This is a genomic window from Frateuria sp. Soil773 (genome assembly GCF_001428405.1).
Classification (GTDB): domain Bacteria; phylum Pseudomonadota; class Gammaproteobacteria; order Xanthomonadales; family Rhodanobacteraceae; genus LMSL01.
The window spans coordinates 37,405-58,089 of the sequence record NZ_LMSL01000018.1 but is presented as its reverse complement, the minus strand read 5'-3'; the positions used below and the strand labels follow the sequence as shown (position 1 = coordinate 58,089).

Below are 20,685 nucleotides of genomic sequence, written 5' to 3'. Positions count from 1 at the left end.
AGACGGAAGAAGCGCATGAGTACGAACCAATTCCCGCTGGAACCGCTGCGCCACGTACGCGACATCCGCCTGCGCGCGCTGGAGTCGGCATTGCAGCGCTGCCGCGCGCGGCACGACGAGGCCGAGCGGCAGCGCGCCGCGGCGCAGGCGCAACTGGAGCAGGCGCAGGCCGACCGCCAATCGTTCGCCACCTCCTCATGGCGCGATCTCTTCGACGACGGCGTGCCCACCGCGCTGGCGATGGCCCGCTATGAGCGCCACCTGGCCCTGCTCGACCACGGCATCGGCGCGAGCCGGCTGGTGCTGGCCGAGCGCGAGCGCGAGTGCGCCGAGGCGGCGGCCGAACTGGAAGCGGCCGCCGCGGCGTGGCGGCAGGCGCGCCGCAAGCTCGACGCGGTGGGCGAACTGAAACAAGGGTGGCTGCGCGAGGCGCGCAACCGCATCGAATGGCGCGAGGAGCAGAGCCTGGAAGAGCTGCTGCTGCACCAGGCGCCGGCACGCTGAGGGCCATACCATGCACGGTGAATCCGTTTCATCATCGTCTTCTTCGCGCGATGCCGCCGCCGCCCGGCAGGCGACGCACAAGCAGCGCGACAAGGCCGATCCGGCGCGCGAGCGCGAGGACGCCCCGCGCTTCCGCAAGCTGATGGAAAAGCGCGGCGACACGCCCGACGAAGAGGTCGCCGGGACGGCCGGCGGCACCGGCAGGAAAGCATCGCCCGACGAGCAGGCCCTGCGCGAGCTTCTGCAGAGCCAGCTCGGCGCCGCCGACGGCAAGCCGCTCGTGCCGCCGCGGGGCGACGACGACGGGCGGGACGGCGACGGGCAGCAGCAGGGCCAGGGCGACGGCCAATCGCTCGGCGGGCTGCCGGTGGGCCTGCAGTTCCAGCAGCAGGCGCAGCAGGTCATCCTGCATGCCGCGCAGCAGCCGGCCGCGGCCGGCCCGGCCATGCTGGCGCCGGCGCTGGCCGAGCTGATCGAGCGGCACGTGAAGCAGTTGCTGGTGCCGGACGCCAGCTCGCGCAGCTCGGCGCAGACGCGCGAGATCATGCTCACGCTGAAGGACGACGTGCTGCCCGGCACCGAGCTGTGGCTGAGCCGCACCGAACAGGGCTGGCGCCTGCGTGCGGACACGCGCTCGGCGGACAGCTACCGCGCCCTGGTCGACGGCGCGCCGCAACTGATCGAGCGGTTCGCCGCCGGCAACCTCGGCACGCTCGAAATCGACCCGATCCTGCTCGGCTGACGGAGGCATTCCCATGGGCTGGCTGTCATCGCACTTGTCGCACGATCTGTCGATGCTTGGCCTGCGCGGCCACCGGGGCGATTACGGCGGTGGCGACGGCATGCCGTTCCGCTACGCGATGTCGCCCGGCGATACGGTTGGCGGGCTGGCGCGGACCCTGGGCTTCACGGTCGACGCCCTGCTCGGGGTCAACCCGGGACTGCGCGCCGATACGCCGCTCACGCCGGGCATGCAATTGAACCTGCCTGCCGGCGCGGGGCAGGTTCCGCACGACGATGGCAGCGAGGCGAACCGCGGCCAGGTCCCGCGCGACCCGCCGCCCGGCCAGAACTGGCACGAGCTGCCGTCCGCGCCTGCGCTGCCGCGCAGCTTCACGGTGGTGCTGGCGACGTCGCCGCAGCAGGTGGACGTGCGGCTGGCCGGCCAGCCGGCGAACGACGCGGGCATCGCCACGGCCGGCCGGGCGGTGCCGCTGGCGGCGAATCCGTCGGCGGGCAATGCCGCTGCCGTCCCCGCAGGCTATGGCGTACAACTGGCCAGCGGCGCGGGCGGTGCGGGCAGCGCGAACGGCGCCGGCCAGGCGCTCAGCTATGCACAGGCGGCCGGATTGCTGATGCAGGCCGCCAACAGCCAGCGCACCGACGACCGCCAGCTGCCGCCACCGCCGCCCATGCCACCACCGTCAGGCACGGACCGTGCGCCGCCGGTGACCCAGGCAATGCCGCTGCAGGGCGGCTGGAGTGTGTCGCCCTCGGCGAGCTGGAGCGTCGTGCCGGTGGCCGCCGGCAACGACGAGGCGAAGCTGCAGATCATGGCGCTGCTGGTGGCCCAACTGGGCGGCAGCATGATGGCCTCCTCGTCGTCGATGCCGCAGGGACCGGGCTTCATCGATCCGCAGGCGCTGGCGGCGCAGGCCGCCAGCCTGCGCGCCGGCCGGGTGATCGACCTGGGCGCCGGGCGCAGCATGCAGGTCAGCCTGGTGAACGACCGGCTGGGCCGGATCGATGCGATCGGCCGGGAAGGCCAGGCCGCGACCCGGCGCACCGGCGACGGGCTCGACGAGCTGCGGGCCCGGCAGGCCGAGCCGGACGAGGAAGCCGCGCCTACCGACGAGCAGCGCGAGGAAGGGCGCCGTCGCCGTGCCGCGGTGGCCGCGCTGCGCCGCCGCAGGCGCATGCACAGCGTGCGCTGCCGCTATCGCCGCGGCCTGCGTCTGGCCTTGTGCCGGGAGGGCGGGCGCTACCCGTCGGGGGTGGATCTGGCGGAGTTCCGCAGCCGCCAGTTGCCGCGCTACCTGTGGCAGCGCCACCAGGACGGCGCGGCGGACAAAGGCGATCGCCCGTAGCGGAGCTTTTGGCCGGTTGCGATAACGCGACCGCGTCCCGGCCCGGCAGGCCGCAACGCCGGAAATCGGCTTTCGAGAAGGCTTGCAACCGTGCGGCCAGCCGGTCTCCCCGCTTCGTGGCCATGATTTGAAATTGAATTCAAATTTAAATAATGTGCCGGCATGGCAACCCGCACTCCACGCCCCCCGCGCCGCCGCGGCCGCCCGCCCGCAGCGAAATCCGGCGAGCAGCGCCAGCGCCTGCTCGATGCCGCTCTGGACCTGTTCGGCGAGCGCGGCATCGCCGCCACGCCGCTGAACGCGATCGCGCGCCGCGCCCACGTCACGCCGGCCCTGCTGCACTACTACTTCGACAGCCGCGACGCGCTGATCGGCGCGGTCGTGCAGGAGCGGTTGCAGCCGCTGGTCGAGCGGGTGGCCGGCACGCTCGGGGAGATCGACAGCGCCGATCCGCGCGAGGCGCTGCGGCGGCTTGCGGCCGGCATCCTCGCCACGGTATCGGCGACGCCGTGGCTGCCGCCGCTGTGGGTGCGCGAGATCCTCGCCGAGGAGGGCCTGCTGCGCGAACACCTGCTGGCCCGGATCGCGCCCGGCATCGCCCTGCGCCTGCGCGAGCTGGTGCAGCGGGGACAGGCCGCGGGCCTGCTCAATCCCGGGCTCGATCCGCGCTTGCTGCTGGTGTCGCTGGTCGGCCTGACCATCTTCGCGCTCGCCGCCGCGCCGGTATGGCGGCGGCTGCCGGACAGCGCCGACATCGACACCGAGACCCTGAGCCGCCACGTGCTCGCCCTGCTGGGCAGCGGACTGGAGCCACCCCATGCCTCGAACTGACCGCCGCTGGCTGCCGTGCGCGGCCGCGCTGCTGCTTGCCGCCTGCCATCGCCAGGCGCCGGCCGACATGCCCGGCACCCTGGAATGGGACCGCGTGAACGTGCTGGCCGAAGCCTCCGAGCCGGTGATCGCGCTGGCGGTGAAGGAAGGCGATACGGTGCAGGCCGGCCAGTTGCTGCTGCAGCTCGATCCGCGCCGCACCGACGCCGAACTGGCGGCCGCCCGCGCCGACGTGCAGCGGCTCGGCGCGCAACGGGACGAACTGCGCCACGGCGCGCGCATCGAGACCATCGACGCCAGCCGCGCGCAACTGGCCCGTGCCGACAGCGATGCCGCCAATGCCCGCCGCGCGCACGAGCGCGCGCTCGCCCTGCGCCGCAGCGGCACCATCGCGCAGGCGCAGCTCGACGATGCCGCCACCGCCTTGCGGATGGCGCAGGCCAGCGCGGATGCCGCGCGCGCACAGCTCACCGAACTGCTGCACGGCACCCGGCCGGAGCAACTGGAACAGGCCGAGGCGGCGCTGGCCGGTGCTCAGGCCAAGGCCCGCCAGCTCGCCGTCGCCCGCGAGCGCCTGGACGTGCGCGCGCCGCGCGCCGGCCGCGTCGATGCGCTGCCGTTCCGGCTCGGCGACCAGCCGCCCATGGGTGCGACCGTGCTCAGCCTGCTCGCCGGCGAAGAGCCGTACGCGCGGATCTACGTGCCGGAGCGCCTGCGCAGTTCGCTGCAGCCGGGCCAGCACCTGCCGGTCCACGTCGATGGCGTGGATGCGCCGTTCGACGCGGTGGTGCGCAGCGTGCGCAGCGAGCCGGCGTTCACGCCGTACTACGCGCTCACCGGCGACGACGCCTCACGGCTGTCGTACCGCGCCGAGCTGGTGCTGCAGGGCGTGGCCGCGCGCCGGCTGCCGGCCGGCCTGCCCTGCCACGCCGAGGCACCGGATGAGCGACGCTGAAACCGCGATCGAGACGCACGGGCTGACCCGCCGCTTCGGCGCGCTGGTCGCGGTCGACCATCTCGACCTCGCCGTGCGCCGCGGCGAGGTGTTCGGCTTCCTCGGCCCCAACGGCTGCGGCAAGTCCACCACCATCCGCATGCTGTGCGGACTGCTGCTGCCCAGCGAAGGCGAGATCCGCGTGCTCGGCCTGGCGATCCCGCGCGAGGCCGAGGCGCTGCGGCGGCGGATCGGCTACATGACGCAGAAGTTCTCGCTGTACGACGACCTCACGGTGGCCGAGAACCTCGATTTCGTGGCGAAGGTGCACGGGCTGGACCGCGCAGCGGCCGGCCGGCGGCTGGATGAGCTGATGCAGGTCTACCGCCTGGGCGAACAGCGCGCGCAACTCGCCGGCACCCTGAGCGGCGGCCAGAAGCAGCGCCTGGCGCTGGCCGCGGCGGTGCTGCACCGTCCCGAGCTGCTGTTCCTGGACGAACCGACCAGCGCGGTCGATCCGCAGTCGCGGCGCGACTTCTGGGACGCGCTGTTCGCGCTCGCCGACGCCGGCACCACCCTGCTGGTTTCCACCCACTACATGGACGAGGCCGAGCGCTGCCACCGCCTGGCGATCCTGCAGCGCGGCCGGCTGATGGCCGAAGGCCGTCCGCGCGAACTGATGGATGCCCTGCCCGGACGCGTACTGCAGGTGGAATGCGAGGCGCCGCGGAAGGCGCAGCGGGCGCTGGAACGCCTCGACGGCGTGCGCTCCTGTGCGCAGATCGGCGCCAGCCTGCGCGTGCTGGCCGACGATGGCGACGATGTCGCCGGACGCATCGGCAGCGCGCTGTCGCAGGCCGGCATCGAGGCGAAGGTCGAGCCTGTCAGGCCGAACCTGGAGGACGTCTTCGTCGCCGCCACGCATGCCCCCGACGATGCGCGCGCGGCGACGGAGCCGGCGGCATGAGCGCCGCGCTGCGCCGGCTGTGGGCGGTGGTGGTGAAGGAGCTGCGCCAGTTGCGCCGCGACCGGCTCACCTACGCGATGATCGTAGGCATTCCCGCCATGCAGCTGCTGCTGTTCGGCTACGCCATCAACCTGGACGTGCGGCACCTGCCGGCGGCGGTGGTCGACCAGGCGCAGACGCGCAACGCGCGCGAGCTGGTGGCCGAGCTGGCGCAGTCGCAGGTGTTCGACTTCCGCTACCGGCTGACCACGCCGGCCGGCATCGACCGCCTGCTCAAGGAAGGCCGGATCAGCGCCGCGCTGGTGATCCCGGCGGACTTCGAGCACCGCCTGGCCGAGCCGGACCGACCGGCCGTGCAGATGGTGGTCGACGGTTCCGACCAGGTGGTGCAGCAGGCCGCGCGGCAGGTCGGCGCGCTGCCGGTGCGGGAGCTGCTGGCCGGGCGGGCGGTGTCGCCGCCGCCGGCGCAGGTGGAGATCGCCAGCTACTACAACCCCCAGCGGCTGGCGCCGCTGAACACCGTGCCGGGCCTGGTCGGCGTGATCCTGACCATGACCATGGTGATGTTCACGGCCATCGCGCTGGTGCGCGAGCGCGAGCGCGGCAACCTGGAGTTCCTGATCACCACGCCGCTGTCGCCGCTGGAGCTGACCCTCGGCAAGGTGCTGCCGTTCGTCGCGATCGGCCTGCTGCAGACCACGCTGGTCCTGCTGCTCGGCTATTTCGTGTTCCGCGTGCCGGTGCGCGGGGCGCTGCCCGACCTGTACGCGGCGGCGCTGCTTTTCATCGTCGCCTGCCTGGCCCTGGGCGTGCTGATCTCCACCCTGGCCTCAACCCAGTTCCAGGCGATGCAGGCGGCGATCTTCACCTTCCTGCCGCAGATCCTGCTGTCCGGCTTCATGTTCCCGTTCGAGGGCATGCCGCGGATCGCGCAATGGCTGGCGGAACTGTTCCCGCTCACCCATTTCATCCGGCTGGTGCGCGGCATCGTGCTGCGCGGCGCCGGGCTGGGCGACCTGTGGCCGGAACTGGCCGCGCTGGCGGCGTTCTCCGCCGTCGCGCTGGCCGCGGCGGTGCTGCGCTTCCACAAACGGCTGGATTGACGGGCATGGCCATCGTGGCCGGCCCGGCGATGTTCCGCGGCTAGCCGGCCGGACCTTCCACCGCCACCCCATGCTCGCGCAACCATTGGTGGACGCGTTCGTGCTGCGCCTTGGCGGCGGGATTGAGGCCGCCGGCCGGCAGCACGTTGAAATAGGCCTGGAAGGTGTCGCCGCGGCGGTTGCGCAAGGCCGGGTCGGCGCCGGCTTCGAGCAGCCGCAGCACGGCGGCGGTCTTGTGCACCTGTGCGGCGACGTGCAGGGGCGTGTTGCCCAGGTGGTCGGCGCGGTTGGGGTCGGCGTGGTGCGCAAGCAGCAGGTCGAAGGCGTCCTCGCGCGGATTCATCAGTGCGGCAGCCAGCGGCGGCGCGCCGGTGGAGCCGTGCGGCGCGTTCGGGTCGGCGCCGTGGTCGAGCAGCAGGCGAAGGTAGGCCGGGTCGTCCGCCATCGCGGCCATGTGCAGGACGGTGGCGCCGCCGATGCCGGGCTGCCCGGGCCGGGCGCCGGCGTCGAGCAGCGCGCGCAGGCCGGCAAGGTTCTTCTGCAGCAGGGCCCATTCCAGCAGAGTGACGCCGTGCTCGCCATGGGCATTGGGATCGGCGCCCCCGGCCACCAGCGACCGCACGTCGGCGGCATTGCCCGCGGCGGCGGCGTCGGCCAGCGCGGCGACCCGCGTATCGGGGAAAACCTGGTCCGCGTGGGCGTGTTCCATCCGTGTCGTTCCCGAAGCGCTGCCGGCCAGCAGGCCGGCGGATAGCAGCCAGCATGCCCAACGGCGGACCCGATGACTACTGTTCCGATGGCGGCTGGGCATGGGCGGTGGTCCTGCGTGCCGGCGATGCGGCTGCGCCGTCGCGTGCTGCCGCGGCGTGGCGGAGGATCATGCGGTCCAGGGATGGTCCTTGCCCAGCGCGTCGATCACCGGGTCGATCATGTGCAGGTCGACCGAATGCTTCAGCTTTGCCGCCTGGTAGCCGGCTTCCAGCACTTCCGCCTTGCCGTACAGCCAGTCGTACCAGTGCAGTTGCGGGGCCGCCACCGGCGCCGGGTCGTGCAGCGCGATCTTGTGGCCGACCGCGTCCGGCAGCGGCGTGCCTTCCTGCGCGCTGGTGAGCACTTCGCCATCGACCGCATAGCGGCGCACCAGGCCCTGCTCCGCCTGCCGCTTCAGCGCCGCGGGATCGCCTTCGGGAATCAGCCGGCGCAGGGTCGCGTCGTTGAGGCCGGAGGCGTTGAAGGTGACCGCCGGCGTGTCCGTGGCCAGCGCCGCCATGGAGGCGAGGCCGCCGCCGAGCGAATGCCCGATGATCGCCAGGTCGTGGCCGAAGGCCACCTTCGCCTGCGTCGCCAGCGCCACCGCCTGGTTGTACTCGGCGGCCGGCAGCCCGACGCCCTGGCGGGCGTTGTCCAGCCAGTCCTTGATGTCGTTGGAGCCGGCGAAGGCGAGCACGTGGTTGCCGCCAGCGTCCTGGTAGACAGCCGCGCGGAAGCCGGTCGAGGGGTCTTCCAGCGAGGCCGGGTCGATCCCGGCGGCGCGCAACTGGCCGTCGTCCAGCCGCTGCCAGCCATCGATGCCGCGGCTGGACGGGTCGTACACATCCTGGCTGATCCGCGCCAGCTGCATGTCGATCGACCGGGCATCGGTGCCGCGGACCCGGGCGTCGAAGGCGGCCGCGCCGTTGCCGCCGGCGAACAACTGCCGCGCAAGACCAGCCAGGGCCGGATTGAACGCGAGCTGCGGGGTGGACCGGTGCGGCGTGCCGGCCGCTGCCGGCGGGGCGGCGCCGGCCGGCGAGGCCGTGTCCGTGGCCAGGCCGGTCGCATGGTTGCGATAGGTCTGCGTTTCCAGATACATCGCAACACCTCCCCGGGGCATGTGGCCCCCACCATAGACCGGCGTCGCCGCACGATCAGCTAGGGCGATCCCTAGCTGGGGTTTGCCCGAGGCGGTGCGGTGATGCGGTCGGGGCCCGGGCGCTAGAATGCGCGGCATGCATATCTTCAAGGTGTTCCAGATCGAGGCGGCGCATCGCCTGCCGAACGTGCCGGCCGGGCACAAGTGCGCGCGCCTGCACGGGCATTCGTTCCGGATCGAGATCCACGTGGCCGGCGAACCGTCGCCGGAACTGGGCTGGGTGATGGACTTCGCCGACGTCAAGGCGGCGTTCGCGCCGCTGTACGACCAGCTCGACCACCACTACCTCAACGACATCGCCGGCCTGGAGAATCCCACCAGCGAGACGCTGGCGCGCTGGATCTTCCGCCGCCTCGAACCGGCGCTGCCCGGCCTCGACAAGGTGGTGGTGCACGAGACCTGCACCTCCGGCGCGAGCTGCAGCCGGGACAGTTTTTGACGCGGCGCGGAAGTTCGCGGCCTTGTCATAACAGGTTGCATTGATTGAATTTTCGATGACGGATCGGTTCGTTCACGAAAAATATATTGCACTGCACAAAATTCCTTGCTAGGCTTGTTCCACTCCCAATTCCCGCGAGGGGACAAGCCATGACGCAGCAACTGAACAACCAGATCTTCGCCTACGCCAAGCAGTTCACCGACAACGCCTTCCGCGCCCAGGCGGTTGCCCTGAAGGGCATCGAGCAGGTCGCCGCGCTGCAGCTGGGCGCGCTCGAGAAGCAGTCCCGCAACGCCGCCGATTTCTTCGCCGGCGCGGTGGAAGCGCGCGACGCCGACGGCCTGCGCGGCCTGTGGGAAAAGGGCGTCGCCCTGAACCGCGAGGCCGCCGAGCGCGCCGTTGCGGTGGGCCAGGAGATCTTCGCCGTGACCCAGAAGACCGCCGAGTCGCTCAATGCGCTGGCGCAGGAGCAGCAGCAGGCCGCCAACGACGCCGTCGCGCCGGTCGCCGCCGCGGTCAAGAAGGCCGCCGCCAAGTAATTCGACTGACTGGCGTCGCCTGCCCTCCCCGCGATTGACGCCTAGGGCCGGAGCCTGCGCTCCGGCCCTTTTCTTTGGCCCGGCGGCCGGTCGCCCCGAATGTGAATGCGGACCGCGCAGGACAAGATGTCGCAGCGGCTGCGGCTTGTCGCTGTAAATGCCTCGCTGATATACTTTTTGGGATTGGATCGTGGCCCGTAGCTGCAAGGGTGACGCTTAGTGCGAAGCCGCGCGGGAATCTCACGTGCTCAACAGTCTTGCCTCCGGTCGACGTCTAGCGCTGCGCATCGTGATGCTGCAGCTGGTGGTGGCGGCTGTGGTAGGTCTCGCTTTCCTGACGCAGGGGCGCCGTGAAGCGATGGCGGCCGCTGCGGGCGCCACGCTGGTGGCGCTCGGTACCGCGCTGCTTTCCGCGCGGGCGTTTGCCGGGCTGGGCGGAGCGGGGCTGGCGATGGGACGGCTGTTGGCGGGCATGATCCTCAAATGGATCGCGATCGTCGGAGGGCTGGTCGTGATCCTGGGTCAATTCAAATTGCCGCCGCTGGCCGCCATCACGGGGCTGGTGGCTGCGTACGCAATAAATCTGCTGGCATTCAGATTCAAGGGTTGAGGCATGGCGAGCGAGCCGCAGGGCGGTCTAACCGAATACATCCAGCATCACCTGCACCACAACACGCTGGTGCTGGACGATGGCAGCAACCCGTTCATGCGGCTCCACCTGGACTCGCTGGTCGTGGCGTTCGCGCTGGGCGTGCTGTTCTGCCTGTGGTTCTGGCTGAAGGCGCGCCGCGCCACCGCGGGCGTGCCGTCCAAGGGCCAGGCCTTCGTCGAGATGATCGTCGAGTTCGTCGATACCCAGGTGAAGGACACCTTCCACGGCGACCGCCGCACGATCACGCCGCTGGCGCTGTCGATCTTCATGTGGGTCACCTTCATGAACACGATGGACCTGCTGCCGCTGGACGCGCCGGGCTGGTCGGTGAAGGCCGTGGCCGGCGCCGAGGCCGCGCACCACACCTTCTTCCGCTGGGTGCCGACGGCCGACCTGAACACCACGGTGGGCCTGTCGGTGGCGGTGTTCTTCATCATCATCGCGCACGGCATGAAGGCCAAGGGCGGCTTCGGCTTCGGCAAGGAGCTGCTGACCGCGCCGTTCCATGCGGAAAGCCTCGGGGTGAAGCTGGTCCTGATGCCGTTCAACTTCCTGCTGAACCTGGTCGAGTACCTGTCCAAGCCGGTGTCGCTGGCGATGCGACTGTTCGGCAACATGTACGGCGGCGAGCTGGTGTTCATGCTGATCGCGGGCCTGTTCGCGAGCTGGATCAGCTTCGTGCCGGGCGTGCTGTTCAACACCGCCTGGGGGATCTTCCACATCCTGATCATCCTGCTGCAGGCCTTCATCTTCATGATGCTGACGATCGTGTACATCGCCACGGCGCGTGAGCATCACTGACGTTTGTTCCATCCGGTTCCGCTTTAATCCGCTTAGCCTCAACCACACTTTTCTTTAGAAAGATTCACAGGAGAACTCCATGAACCTCGTCGAACTCGTCGCTCACGTCCAGGGCCTCACCGCCATCGCCATCGGCGTCATCATCGGCCTGGGCGCGCTGGGCGCTTGCTTGGGCATCGCCATCATGGGCTCCAAGTTCCTCGAATCCGCCGCCCGCCAGCCGGAGCTGGTGCCGCTGCTGCAGGGCCGCATGTTCCTGCTCGCCGGCCTGATCGACGCGGCGTTCATCATCGGCCTGGCCGTGGCCCTGCTGTTCGCGTTCTCGAACCCGCTCATCGCCGCGCTGAAGACCGCCGTCGGCGGCTGATCTGCCCGAGGTGAGTCGCCGCAGCACGGACATGCTGCGGCGATCGGCGGTTTAACGCGTTACCGGAGTTAATTGGAAAGCTCATGAATATCGACCTGACTTTCCTGGGCCAGATGGTGTCGTTCGCCATCCTGGTCTGGTTCACCACCAAGTTCATCTGGCCGCAGCTCAACCACGCGATCGAGGAGCGCCAGAAGAAGGTCGCCGAAGGCCTCGAGGCGGCCGAGCGCGCGCGCGCCGAGCTGAAGGATGCCGACGCCAAGGTGGCCGTCGAGATCAAGCAGGCGCGCCAGCAGGCCGCCGAGATCGTCGACAAGGCGCAGCAGCAGGCCAACCAGATCGTCGACAAGGCGCGCGCGGACGCGGTGGCCGAGGCCGCCCGCTTGAAGGCCGTCGCCGCCGACGAGATCGCCAGCATGCAGCAGCGCGCCCGCGAGGAGCTGCGCGGCTGGGTGGGCCGCCTGGCGGTGCAGGGCGCGGAGAAGATCGTGCAGCGCGAGATCGACGCATCGGCGCACAAGGCCATGCTCGACCAGCTCGCGGCCGAGATCTAAACCATGGCCCAGGCAATCACTCTCGCCCGTCCGTACGCGCGCGCCGCTTTCGAGCTGGCGCACGACGCCGGCGCGCTGGGCGCCTGGTCGCAGGCGCTGTCCTTCGCCGCCGCGGTGGCGAAGGACGCGCAGGTGGCGGCGCTGATCAGCGATCCGCGCGTGCTGCCGGCGCAGCTCGCCGCGCTGCACCTGCCGCAGGGCATGGCGTCCGACGCGCCGTTCGCGCAGTTCCTCCTGGCGCTGGCCGACCAGCGCCGGCTGAACCTGCTGCCGGAAGTGGCCGAACTGTACGAGGCGCACAAGCGCGAGGCCGAGTCGCAGTTGCTGGTCAAGGTGACCAGCGCGATGGCGCTCGACGCCGCGCAGGCCGAGCAGCTGAAGGCCTCGCTGAAGCGCCGCTTCAAGCGCGAGATCGAACTGGAGACCCGGGTCGATGCGTCGCTGCTCGGCGGCGTGGTGATCGACACCGGCAGCGAAGTGATCGACGGCTCCGCGCGCGGCCGCCTGGCGCGGTTGTCCGGCGCGCTTGCCAACTGACAGCAGAAAAGAGCGGGGAGAAGTGAGAAACGAGTGGACACGCAACCGCCACCGCTCTCGACTCACCACTCACTCCTCTTAACTCGTTTCTAGATCTTTAGGATAACGACCCATGTCCAGCACCACCTTGAACCCGTCCGAGATCAGCGAACTGATCAAGAGCCGCATCGAGCAGTTCAAGCTCGGCGCGGAAGCCCGCAACGAGGGCACGATCATCAGCGTGTCCGACGGCATCGTGCGCATCCACGGCCTGGCCGACGTGATGCAGGGCGAAATGATCGAGCTGCCGGGCAGCGCCTACGCGCTGGCGCTGAACCTCGAGCGCGACTCGGTCGGCGCGGTGGTGCTGGGCGAGTACCAGCACCTGCGCGAAGGCGACGTCGCCAAGACCACCGGCCGCATCCTCGAAGTGCCGGTCGGCCCCGAGCTGCTCGGCCGCGTGGTCGATGCGCTGGGCAACCCGATCGACGGCAAGGGCCCGCTCAACGCCAAGCTCCAGGCCCCGATCGAGAAGGTTGCGCCGGGCGTGATCTGGCGCAAGTCGGTCGACCAGCCGCTGCAGACCGGCTACAAGTCGGTCGACTCGATGATCCCGGTCGGCCGCGGCCAGCGCGAGCTGATCATCGGCGACCGCCAGACCGGCAAGACCGCGCTGGCGATCGACGCGATCATCGCGCAGAAGGATTCCGGCATTAAGTGCATCTACGTCGCGATCGGCCAGAAGCGCTCGTCGATCGCCAACGTGGTGCGCAAGCTCGAAGAGTACGGCGCGCTGGCCAACACCATCGTGGTGGTGGCCTCGGCGTCCGAGGCGGCCGCGCTGCAGTACATCGCGCCGTATTCCGGCTGCGCCATGGGCGAGTACTTCCGCGACCGCGGCCAGGACGCGCTGATCGTGTACGACGACCTGTCCAAGCAGGCCGTGGCGTACCGCCAGATCTCGCTGCTGCTGAAGCGCCCGCCGGGCCGCGAGGCCTACCCGGGCGACGTGTTCTACCTCCACTCGCGCCTGCTCGAGCGTGCGTCGCGCGTGTCCGAGGAGTACGTCGAGAAGTTCACCAACGGCGAAGTGAAGGGCAAGACCGGCTCGCTGACCGCGCTGCCGATCATCGAGACCCAGGGCGGCGACGTGTCCGCGTTCGTGCCGACCAACGTGATCTCGATCACCGACGGCCAGATCTTCCTGGAGACCGACCTGTTCAACGCCGGCATCCGCCCGGCCGTGAACGCGGGCATCTCGGTGTCGCGCGTGGGCGGTTCGGCGCAGACCAAGATCGTGAAGAAGCTGTCCGGCGGCGTGAAGCTGGCGCTGGCGCAGTTCCGCGAGCTGGCCGCGTTCGCGCAGTTCGCCTCCGACCTGGACCCGGCCACCCGCGCCCAGCTCGACCGCGGCCAGCGCGTCACCGAGCTGATGAAGCAGAAGCAGTACGCGCCGCTGTCGATCGCCGAGCTGGCGCTGTCGGTGTACGCCGCCGAGCAGGGCTACCTGGACGACCTGCCGGTGAACAAGGTGCTGCCGTTCGAGAAGGGCCTGCATGCCTTCATGCACCAGAACCACGGCGAACTGATGAAGACCATCGTCGCCACCGGCAACTGGGACAAGGACATCGAGGCCACCTTCAAGGCCTCGCTGGACGAGTACAAGAAGACTGGTAGCTGGTGAGAGAAGCCGGGAATCGAGAATCGGGAATCGGGAATCGGAACAGCACCGGCGCATCGCGCTCTGCTTTGAACCATTCCCTATTCCCCATTCCCGATTCCCCCGAGTGAGCAAAGCGAGCGAGAACCCATGGCAAGCGGACGCGAAATCAAAACCAAGATCAAGAGCACGCAGAACATGCGCAAGGTGACGCGTGCGCTCGAGATGGTCTCGGCCTCGAAGATCCGCAAGGCGCAGGATCTGATGAAGGCGTCGCGTCCCTATGCGCGTGCGATGCGCAAGGTGATCGCGCACATCGCCCAGGCCAACACCGACTTCAGCCATCCGTTCCTGGTGCAGCGCGAGAACGTGGCGCGGGTCGCCTTCGTGGTGGTCTCCACCGACCGCGGCCTGTGCGGCGGCCTCAACTCCAACCTGTTCCGCCGGCTGCTGCCGCAGATCGTCGAGTGGCAGGACAAGGGCGTGCAGGTGGACGTGGTGGCGATCGGCCAGAAGGCGGTGTCGTTCTTCCGCCGCCTGAAGGGCGTCAACCTGATCGGCAGCGCCAGCCACCTCGGCGAGAAGCCGAAGCTGGAGCAACTGGTGGGCGTGATCAAGGTGGTGCTGGACGCGTATGCGGCGGACAAGCTCGACCGCGTGTTCCTGGCCTACAACGACTTCGTCAACACGATGACGCAGAAGCCGACGATATCGGCGCTGCTGCCGCTGCCGGTGGTCGCGGCGGAGATGATCGCGACCGAGGCCGAGCCGTCCAGCACGCCCAGCTACCCGGTGGCCGGCCTGAAGCTGGAGCAGAAGCACGACTGGGACTACATCTACGAACCGGACGCGGCGACCGTGCTCGAGCACGTGCTCGGCCGCTACATCGAGTCGGTGGTGTACCAGGGCGTGCTGGAGAACCTGGCCAGCGAGCATGCCGCGCGCATGGTCGCGATGAAGAGCGCCTCGGACAACGCGAACAAGGTGATCGGCGAGCTGACGCTGAGCTACAACAAGGCGCGCCAGGCCGCGATCACCCAGGAAATCTCGGAAATCGTGGGTGGCGCCGCGGCGGTATAAGCATCCGGGAATGGAGAATAGGGAATAGGGAATCGAAACAGCAGCGATCCGCGCTTCGACGATTCCCCATTCCCCATTCCCGATTCCCATTACGACACATTCAAGTTATCAGGTGGAGCTATCCCAATGAGCCAGGGCAAAGTTGTACAGATCATCGGCGCGGTCATCGACGTGGAGTTCGCGCGCGACCAGGTGCCGCAGGTTTACGACGCGCTGAAGATCGACGGCACCGAGATCACGCTGGAAGTGCAGCAGGTGCTCGGCGACGGCGTGGTGCGCACGATCGCGCTGGGCTCCACCGAAGGCCTGCGCCGCGGCCTGGTCGCGCGCAACACCGGCGAGGGCATCAAGGTGCCGGTCGGCAACGCCACCCTCGGCCGCATCATGGACGTGCTGGGCAACCCGATCGACGAGGTCGGCCCGATCAACGCCGAAGAGCAGTGGGTGATCCACCGCGAGGCGCCGAGCTACGACGAGCAGGCGCTGGCCAACGAGCTGCTGGAAACCGGCATCAAGGTGATCGACCTGGTCTGCCCGTTCGCCAAGGGCGGCAAGGTCGGCCTGTTCGGCGGCGCCGGCGTGGGCAAGACGGTGAACATGCTGGAGCTGATCAACAACATCGCCACCCAGCACTCGGGCCTCTCGGTGTTCGCCGGCGTGGGCGAGCGTACCCGCGAGGGCAACGACTTCTACCACGAGATGCAGGACGCGGGCGTCGTCAAGGTCGACAACCTGCCGGAGTCCAAGGTGGCGATGGTGTACGGCCAGATGAACGAGCCGCCGGGCAACCGCCTGCGCGTGGCGCTCACCGGCCTGACCATGGCCGAGTACTTCCGCGACCAGAAGGACGAGCACGGCAAGGGCAAGGACGTGCTGTTCTTCGTGGACAACATCTACCGCTACACCCTGGCCGGCACCGAGGTGTCCGCGCTGCTCGGCCGCATGCCGTCGGCGGTGGGCTACCAGCCGACCCTGGCCGACGAAATGGGCGTGCTGCAGGAGCGCATCACCTCTACCAAGACCGGCTCGATCACCTCGATCCAGGCCGTGTACGTGCCCGCGGACGACCTGACCGACCCGTCGCCGGCCACCACCTTCGCGCATCTGGACTCCACGGTAACGCTGAGCCGCCAGATCGCCTCGCTGGGCATCTACCCGGCGGTGGACCCGCTGGACTCCACCAGCCGCCAGCTCGACCCGCAGGTGGTCGGCCAGGAGCACTACGACGTGGCCCGCCGCGTGCAGGGCACGCTGCAGCGCTACAAGGAGCTGAAGGACATCATCGCCATCCTCGGCATGGACGAGCTGTCCGAGGAAGACAAGCAGGTGGTGTACCGCGCGCGCAAGTGCGAGCGCTTCTTCTCGCAGCCGTTCCACGTGGCCGAGGTGTTCACCGGCGCGCCGGGCAAGTACGTCACGCTGAAGGAAACCATCCGCGGCTTCAAGATGATCGTGGACGGCGAGGTGGACCACATCCCCGAGCAGGCGTTCTACATGGTCGGCGGCATCGACGAGGCGATCAAGAAGGCCGAGGAGATGGGTGCCAAGAAAGCCGCCTGAGGCGGCTTTCGGGATTCGGGAATTAGGGACTCGGGGTTCGTGAAAGCGAAGCCGGTCCCGCTCGACGAATCCCGAATCCCGAATCCCGAATTTCGTCGAGCAAAGCGAGACAAGCAATGACCCACACCATCCGCGTCGAAGTCGTCAGCGCCGAGGCCGAGATCTACTCGGGCGAGGCGACGATGGTCGTCGCCACCGGCGAGATCGGCGAGCTGGGCATCACGCCGCGCCACGCGCCGCTGATCACGCGCCTGAAGCCGGGCAAGGTCGTCGTGACCGAGGCCGGCGGCCAGAAGATCGACATCTCGATCACCGGCGGCGGCATCCTCGAGGTGCAGCCGCAGGTCGTCACGGTGCTGGCCGATACCGCGATCCGCTCCGAGGACATCGACGAGGCGGCCGCGCTGGCGGCCAAGCAGGAGGCGGAGGCCGCCCTGGCCAACCGCACCGATGCGGTCGAGATCGCCGAGGCCCAGGCCAAGCTGGCCGAAGCCCTGACCCAGTTGCAGGCGCTGGAGCGCCTGCGCAGGACCCTCAAGCATTGACCCAGCGCCGCGGCTCCGCCGCGGACCTGCGGGAAACGCGAACGCCGGCCTCGTGCCGGCGTTCTGCTTTCCGGCGATAGCCCACTCGCCCGTCGCCGTGGAGACGATGCCTTGCACGGCGGGCTGGCGATCAAAAGATTACGCGTGTAATCTATGGCCTTCGACATGTCGCGAGGAACACGCCGATGGCCCGGAATCCGCTCGCATGGCTCGCCATGGCGTCGAGCGCCGTGCTGGCAGGGTGTGCCAGCACCGGCGCGCCGCCAGTGCCACCGCCGCAGGGCGACGCTTCCTACCGCATGGTCGAGCCGCCCGGAGCCCGGCACTACCAGCTCGCCCTGGGCCAGGTCGCGCGCGGCGCCACGCTGGAGGCGAATCCGGCGCCGGTCTACCCGCCGGAGTTGCTGCCGTTGCGGCTGCCGCCGGTGGAACTGCAGGCCAAGCTGGTCGTCGATACCGCCGGCCGCGTCGGCGAGGTGCGCATCGACGCGGGGAGCGACGAGAATCGGCAGCGCTTTGCCGACGCGGTGCGCCAGGCCGTGCTGAGCTGGCGCTTCACGCCGCTGGTGATCGACCGCTGGGCCGCCGACGCGGATGGCAACAGCCACCGGGTCGACGGCGGCGCGCAGCCTTTCAGCTACGACTACGTGTTCCGCTTCGAATGCCGCGACGGCCAGGCGGTGGTGTCGTCGAACGCTGCCGCTACGCCCTGAGAGCCTGTTCAAGGTCTCCCCGGTACCCCAATGAAGCGTCATCCGAGCGAAGGCTGGGATTCAGCACCTCTCTAGGTTTGGGGTAAGTGGAAAGTCGCTGGATGACCAGCCCTTCGGCTATCTGAAAAGCGCCTCCTGCTTGACCGGCCCTGCGGCCGTTGAAGGCCGCAGGAATGACGAGCGGGGTCTCCCAGGTATCCCCAATGAAGCGTCATCCCAGTGCAGGCTGGGATCCAGTGCCTCAAGGTTTGAGGAAGGTAGAAAGTCGCTGGATTCCTGCTTTCGCAGGAATGACGAGCGGGGAGCGTGAGAGATTCCAGTTTCCCGAGTATCTTCCTACGAAGCGTCATCCCAGTGGCTTTCAACGGCCGCAGGGCCGGTCAAGCTGGGATCCAGTGCCTTTTAGGTTTCGGAACGAGCGGGGGAGCAATGAGGGATTCCTGTCCGACAGGGAGACCTTGAGCAGGCTCTGAGGCAGGGGCTTGGCCCGGGTCAGCCGCGGAACATGCCCGGCTGTTATCCTCAACGGCTGCCAAGCCAGGATAAGGCCCATGCCCAGCCTCCCGTTGCACGTCGTCGTCCTCGCCGCAGGCGAGGGCAAGCGGATGAAGTCCAGCCGCGCCAAGGTGCTGATGCCGCTGGCCGGCCGGCCGCTGCTGGCGCACGTGCTGGCCGCCGCGCGCGCGCTGCGGCCGCAGGCGATCCACGTCGTTTACGGCCATTGCGGCGAGCAGGTGCAGGCCGCCTTCGCCGGCCAGCCGGACCTGAGCTGGGTGCTGCAGGCCGAGCGGCTCGGCACCGGGCACGCGGTGGGGGCCGCGCTGCGCAACGTGCCCGACGAGGCGCGGGTGCTGGTGCTGTACGGCGACGTGCCGCTGACCCGCGCCGAGACCCTGCACGAACTGGTGGCGAGCGAGGGCAGCCTGGGCCTGCTGACCACCCGCGTGGACAACCCGCAGGGCTACGGCCGCGTGCTGCGCGACGGCAACGGCGCGGTGCGCGCGGTGGTGGAGGAAAAGGACGCGGACGACAGCCAGCGCGCGGTCAACCTGATCAATACCGGCATCCTGGTCGCCGAGGCGGCGGCGCTGCGGCGCTGGATCGGCAAGCTCGACCGCAACAACGCGCAGGGCGAGTACTACCTCACCGACGTCTTCGCGATGGCGGCCGGCGAGAACCGCGCGGCTGGCTGCGTCGAATGCGCCGACCCGATGGAGGCGGCGGGCGCCAACAACCCGCTGCAACTGACCGAGCTGGAAGCGCAGTACCGCCGGCGCCGGGCGCACGAACTGCTGCACGCCGGCGTGCGCGTCTGCGACCCCGTGCGCATCGACGTGCGCGGCGAGGTCGAGGCCGGCCGCGACGTCGAGCTGGACATCGACGTGATCCTCGAGGGCGCGGTGGCGCTGGGCGACGACGTACGCGTCGGCGCCTTCACCCGGCTGAAGGACGTGCGGCTGGCCGCCGGCACCGTGGTGCAGCCGCATTGCGACCTGGAAGGCGTGGTCACGCACGGCCCGTGCACGATCGGCCCGTTCGCGCGGCTGCGGCCCGGCACCGAGCTGGAGGCGGGCGCGCACATCGGCAACTTCGTCGAGACCAAGAAGACCCGCGTGGGCGAGGGCAGCAAGGCCAACCATCTCACCTACCTGGGCGATACGGTGGTCGGCCGCGGCGTCAACGTCGGCGCCGGCACGATCACCTGCAACTACGACGGCGTGAACAAGTCGGTCACCCGCATCGGGGACGGCGCCTTCATCGGCTCGAACAGTGCGCTGGTGGCACCCGTCACGATCGGCGCGCAGGCCACCATCGGCGCCGGCTCGGTGATCACCAAGGACGCGCCGGACGGCGAGCTGACCATCGCCCGTGGCCGCCAGCAGACGCTGCCGGGCTGGAAGCGTCCCGCCAAGAAGTGAGCGCGCCCTACGCGTAGCGCCAGCCGTCGAGCTCCACCAGCAGCTCGCTGCGGCAGATGTCGCCGTGCAGCAGCAGCACGGGCACGCCGGGCAGGTGCTGCCGCACGAAGTCGCGCACCTGCGGCACGTCGGCCGGGTGGCGCACGTAAGCCTTCAGCGGCGAGTGGGTGTCGAAGCCGGCGGCCATGCCGGCGCTGGCGAGCAGGGTTTCCAGGTTGGCGAAGGTTTCCTGCAACTGCGCCTGCAAGTCGTCCGCGTGCGCCGAGGCATGGCCGACCACCGCGGCGGTGCCGGAGATCGCCAGCGCATCCTGCGCCGGCAGGGTCATCGCGCGGGCGAAGCTCGGCGGCGTGCGGCCGTACTGGCGCGGGTAGCGCCACGCGCTGACCTGGCGGGGGTTTTCCACCCGCGCGCCGGCCTGGTCGCAGGCCAGCAGGTAGACCTGCAGGCACGGGGCGTCGGCGTGGTGGCCGATCGCGGTGGCGGCCGGGAAGCCTTCGGCGAAGAAGTCGCCCATGCCGCTGGCGCGGCCGTCGCAGAACAGCTTGTAGCGTTCGGCGTCGCCGTCGCCCTGGTTGATCGCGCCGAGGTAGTTCCACACGCGCAGCACGTGCCGCTCGTCGCGCTGGCCCACGAAGCGGCGCAGCGTTTCGTAGGCGCGCAACGCGGTGTCGCGGGGGCCGCCGCACTCGCGTTCGTCCAGCTCGATCGACACGAACAGCCAGCCGCCGCCGGCGGACCAGCGCAAGGCGCCTTCCGCGCCGTGGACGACCGGCGCATCGACCTGCCAGACCTCCAGCGGCGCGGGTGCGTCGAAGCATTCCAGCGCCACTTCGAAGCAGCGCGGATCGTTAGCCGTCGCGGCGCCCCTGCCGAAGCCGAGCACGGCCAGGGTGCCTTCTTCGCGCAGCGCCTCGTCGACGCCGCCGTTGCGGTACGCCACCCGCGGCGCACGGCGCAGCAGGGGGTCCATCCGTACGTTTTCACAACCCTGAATCATGT

23 protein-coding genes are annotated in these 20,685 nt (G+C 69.6%); 20 read left to right on the top strand and 3 right to left on the bottom strand.

Going from position 1 to position 20,685, the window contains the following annotated elements; translation table 11 throughout:
- Window positions 1-15: 15 nt before the first annotated feature.
- The 7 genes from ASG87_RS08240 (at window position 16) to ASG87_RS08210 (ending at window position 6,426) form a co-directional block, all read left to right on the top strand.
- Window positions 16-504 carry a hypothetical protein gene (locus tag ASG87_RS08240; protein ID WP_056003609.1) on the top strand — a complete coding sequence of 163 codons (489 nt, stop codon included), beginning with the start codon at window positions 16-18 and terminating at the stop codon, window positions 502-504.
- Window positions 505-514: 10 nt separating this feature from the next.
- Window positions 515-1,246 (top strand): type III secretion HpaP family protein, encoded by a 732-nt coding sequence (locus ASG87_RS08235; RefSeq protein WP_056003607.1) that lies wholly within the window; start codon window positions 515-517, stop codon window positions 1,244-1,246.
- Between the two features lie 13 nt (window positions 1,247-1,259).
- A complete protein-coding gene (locus tag ASG87_RS08230) occupies window positions 1,260-2,591 on the top strand; it encodes a LysM peptidoglycan-binding domain-containing protein (protein ID WP_056003604.1) in 1,332 nt (443 codons plus the stop codon).
- 162 nt (window positions 2,592-2,753) lie between these two features.
- On the top strand, window positions 2,754-3,422 hold the full coding sequence (locus ASG87_RS08225; protein WP_056003601.1) for a TetR/AcrR family transcriptional regulator: 669 nt from the start codon (window positions 2,754-2,756) through the stop codon (window positions 3,420-3,422).
- Window positions 3,409-4,377, top strand: coding sequence for an HlyD family efflux transporter periplasmic adaptor subunit (locus ASG87_RS08220; protein ID WP_056003598.1), 969 nt, complete (start codon window positions 3,409-3,411; stop codon window positions 4,375-4,377). Before ASG87_RS08225 ends, ASG87_RS08220 begins: the two co-directional genes overlap by 14 nt.
- Window positions 4,378-4,384: 7 nt before the next feature.
- On the top strand, window positions 4,385-5,323 hold the full coding sequence (locus tag ASG87_RS08215; protein ID WP_157510974.1) for an ABC transporter ATP-binding protein: 939 nt from the start codon (window positions 4,385-4,387) through the stop codon (window positions 5,321-5,323).
- Window positions 5,320-6,426 carry an ABC transporter permease gene (locus ASG87_RS08210; protein ID WP_056003593.1) on the top strand — a complete coding sequence of 369 codons (1,107 nt, stop codon included), beginning with the start codon at window positions 5,320-5,322 and terminating at the stop codon, window positions 6,424-6,426. The genes ASG87_RS08215 and ASG87_RS08210 overlap by 4 nt, the downstream gene beginning before the upstream one ends.
- 40 nt (window positions 6,427-6,466) lie before the next feature.
- On the opposite strand, the gene ASG87_RS08205 is transcribed toward ASG87_RS08210, so the two are convergent.
- Both ASG87_RS08205 and ASG87_RS08200 read right to left on the bottom strand, forming a co-directional pair.
- Window positions 6,467-7,135, bottom strand: a complete 669-nt coding sequence (locus ASG87_RS08205) for an ankyrin repeat domain-containing protein (RefSeq protein ID WP_056003590.1) — start codon at window positions 7,133-7,135, stop codon at window positions 6,467-6,469.
- 168 nt (window positions 7,136-7,303) lie between these two features.
- Window positions 7,304-8,278, bottom strand: coding sequence for a DUF2974 domain-containing protein (locus tag ASG87_RS08200; protein WP_056003587.1), 975 nt, complete (start codon window positions 8,276-8,278; stop codon window positions 7,304-7,306).
- Between the two features lie 136 nt (window positions 8,279-8,414).
- Here ASG87_RS08200 and queD point away from each other — a divergent pair, with 136 nt between their 5' ends.
- The 13 genes from queD to glmU all read left to right on the top strand — a co-directional run bounded on the left by queD (window position 8,415) and on the right by glmU (window position 19,683).
- A complete protein-coding gene (gene queD / locus ASG87_RS08195) occupies window positions 8,415-8,777 on the top strand; it encodes a 6-carboxytetrahydropterin synthase QueD (RefSeq protein ID WP_056003782.1) in 363 nt (120 codons plus the stop codon).
- A gap of 149 nt (window positions 8,778-8,926) precedes the next feature.
- Window positions 8,927-9,316, top strand: a complete 390-nt coding sequence (locus ASG87_RS08190; protein WP_056003584.1) for a phasin family protein — start codon at window positions 8,927-8,929, stop codon at window positions 9,314-9,316.
- Between the two features lie 244 nt (window positions 9,317-9,560).
- Entirely contained in the window at window positions 9,561-9,926 is a 366-nt protein-coding gene (locus ASG87_RS08185) for a hypothetical protein (protein ID WP_082582840.1), read from the top strand.
- Window positions 9,927-9,929: 3 nt separating this feature from the next.
- Window positions 9,930-10,769 carry a F0F1 ATP synthase subunit A gene (gene atpB, locus ASG87_RS08180; protein WP_056003577.1) on the top strand — a complete coding sequence of 280 codons (840 nt, stop codon included), beginning with the start codon at window positions 9,930-9,932 and terminating at the stop codon, window positions 10,767-10,769.
- Window positions 10,770-10,848: 79 nt separating this feature from the next.
- A complete protein-coding gene (gene atpE / locus ASG87_RS08175; RefSeq protein ID WP_038622390.1) occupies window positions 10,849-11,136 on the top strand; it encodes a F0F1 ATP synthase subunit C in 288 nt (95 codons plus the stop codon).
- Between the two features lie 83 nt (window positions 11,137-11,219).
- Complete coding sequence (locus ASG87_RS08170; RefSeq protein WP_056003574.1) at window positions 11,220-11,690, top strand: F0F1 ATP synthase subunit B; 471 nt, start codon at window positions 11,220-11,222, stop codon at window positions 11,688-11,690.
- A gap of 3 nt (window positions 11,691-11,693) precedes the next feature.
- Window positions 11,694-12,227 carry a F0F1 ATP synthase subunit delta gene (locus ASG87_RS08165; RefSeq protein ID WP_056003571.1) on the top strand — a complete coding sequence of 178 codons (534 nt, stop codon included), beginning with the start codon at window positions 11,694-11,696 and terminating at the stop codon, window positions 12,225-12,227.
- Between the two features lie 112 nt (window positions 12,228-12,339).
- Entirely contained in the window at window positions 12,340-13,890 is a 1,551-nt protein-coding gene (gene atpA, locus ASG87_RS08160) for a F0F1 ATP synthase subunit alpha (protein ID WP_056003568.1), read from the top strand.
- 126 nt (window positions 13,891-14,016) lie between these two features.
- The gene (atpG, locus tag ASG87_RS08155) at window positions 14,017-14,946 is read left to right on the top strand and encodes a F0F1 ATP synthase subunit gamma (RefSeq protein ID WP_056003565.1); all 930 of its coding nucleotides are present in this window, start codon (window positions 14,017-14,019) and stop codon (window positions 14,944-14,946) included.
- 126 nt (window positions 14,947-15,072) lie between these two features.
- Window positions 15,073-16,506 carry a F0F1 ATP synthase subunit beta gene (gene atpD / locus ASG87_RS08150; protein WP_056003562.1) on the top strand — a complete coding sequence of 478 codons (1,434 nt, stop codon included), beginning with the start codon at window positions 15,073-15,075 and terminating at the stop codon, window positions 16,504-16,506.
- Between the two features lie 116 nt (window positions 16,507-16,622).
- Window positions 16,623-17,051, top strand: a complete 429-nt coding sequence (locus ASG87_RS08145) for a F0F1 ATP synthase subunit epsilon (RefSeq protein ID WP_056003559.1) — start codon at window positions 16,623-16,625, stop codon at window positions 17,049-17,051.
- Between the two features lie 185 nt (window positions 17,052-17,236).
- Window positions 17,237-17,764, top strand: coding sequence for a hypothetical protein (locus ASG87_RS08140; RefSeq protein ID WP_056003556.1), 528 nt, complete (start codon window positions 17,237-17,239; stop codon window positions 17,762-17,764).
- 551 nt (window positions 17,765-18,315) lie between these two features.
- On the top strand, window positions 18,316-19,683 hold the full coding sequence (gene glmU / locus ASG87_RS08135; RefSeq protein WP_056003553.1) for a bifunctional UDP-N-acetylglucosamine diphosphorylase/glucosamine-1-phosphate N-acetyltransferase GlmU: 1,368 nt from the start codon (window positions 18,316-18,318) through the stop codon (window positions 19,681-19,683).
- 7 nt (window positions 19,684-19,690) lie between these two features.
- Here the strand turns inward: glmU and ASG87_RS08130 are convergent, their stop codons facing one another.
- Entirely contained in the window at window positions 19,691-20,683 is a 993-nt protein-coding gene (locus tag ASG87_RS08130; RefSeq protein WP_056003550.1) for a hypothetical protein, read from the bottom strand.
- Between the last annotated feature and the right edge of the window lie 2 nt (window positions 20,684-20,685).

Coding starts and splice junctions, on each gene's coding strand:
- ASG87_RS08240 (WP_056003609.1), top strand. CDS start 16: ATGAGTACGAACCAATTCCCGCTGGAACCGCTGCGCCACGTACGCGAC.
- ASG87_RS08235 (WP_056003607.1), top strand. CDS start 515: ATGCACGGTGAATCCGTTTCATCATCGTCTTCTTCGCGCGATGCCGCC.
- ASG87_RS08230 (WP_056003604.1), top strand. CDS start 1,260: ATGGGCTGGCTGTCATCGCACTTGTCGCACGATCTGTCGATGCTTGGC.
- ASG87_RS08225 (WP_056003601.1), top strand. CDS start 2,754: ATGGCAACCCGCACTCCACGCCCCCCGCGCCGCCGCGGCCGCCCGCCC.
- ASG87_RS08220 (WP_056003598.1), top strand. CDS start 3,409: ATGCCTCGAACTGACCGCCGCTGGCTGCCGTGCGCGGCCGCGCTGCTG.
- ASG87_RS08210 (WP_056003593.1), top strand. CDS start 5,320: ATGAGCGCCGCGCTGCGCCGGCTGTGGGCGGTGGTGGTGAAGGAGCTG.
- ASG87_RS08205 (WP_056003590.1), bottom strand. CDS start 7,135: ATGGAACACGCCCACGCGGACCAGGTTTTCCCCGATACGCGGGTCGCC.
- ASG87_RS08200 (WP_056003587.1), bottom strand. CDS start 8,278: ATGTATCTGGAAACGCAGACCTATCGCAACCATGCGACCGGCCTGGCC.
- queD (WP_056003782.1), top strand. CDS start 8,415: ATGCATATCTTCAAGGTGTTCCAGATCGAGGCGGCGCATCGCCTGCCG.
- ASG87_RS08190 (WP_056003584.1), top strand. CDS start 8,927: ATGACGCAGCAACTGAACAACCAGATCTTCGCCTACGCCAAGCAGTTC.
- atpB (WP_056003577.1), top strand. CDS start 9,930: ATGGCGAGCGAGCCGCAGGGCGGTCTAACCGAATACATCCAGCATCAC.
- atpE (WP_038622390.1), top strand. CDS start 10,849: ATGAACCTCGTCGAACTCGTCGCTCACGTCCAGGGCCTCACCGCCATC.
- ASG87_RS08170 (WP_056003574.1), top strand. CDS start 11,220: ATGAATATCGACCTGACTTTCCTGGGCCAGATGGTGTCGTTCGCCATC.
- ASG87_RS08165 (WP_056003571.1), top strand. CDS start 11,694: ATGGCCCAGGCAATCACTCTCGCCCGTCCGTACGCGCGCGCCGCTTTC.
- atpA (WP_056003568.1), top strand. CDS start 12,340: ATGTCCAGCACCACCTTGAACCCGTCCGAGATCAGCGAACTGATCAAG.
- atpG (WP_056003565.1), top strand. CDS start 14,017: ATGGCAAGCGGACGCGAAATCAAAACCAAGATCAAGAGCACGCAGAAC.
- atpD (WP_056003562.1), top strand. CDS start 15,073: ATGAGCCAGGGCAAAGTTGTACAGATCATCGGCGCGGTCATCGACGTG.
- ASG87_RS08145 (WP_056003559.1), top strand. CDS start 16,623: ATGACCCACACCATCCGCGTCGAAGTCGTCAGCGCCGAGGCCGAGATC.
- ASG87_RS08140 (WP_056003556.1), top strand. CDS start 17,237: ATGGCCCGGAATCCGCTCGCATGGCTCGCCATGGCGTCGAGCGCCGTG.
- glmU (WP_056003553.1), top strand. CDS start 18,316: ATGCCCAGCCTCCCGTTGCACGTCGTCGTCCTCGCCGCAGGCGAGGGC.
- ASG87_RS08130 (WP_056003550.1), bottom strand. CDS start 20,683: ATGATTCAGGGTTGTGAAAACGTACGGATGGACCCCCTGCTGCGCCGT.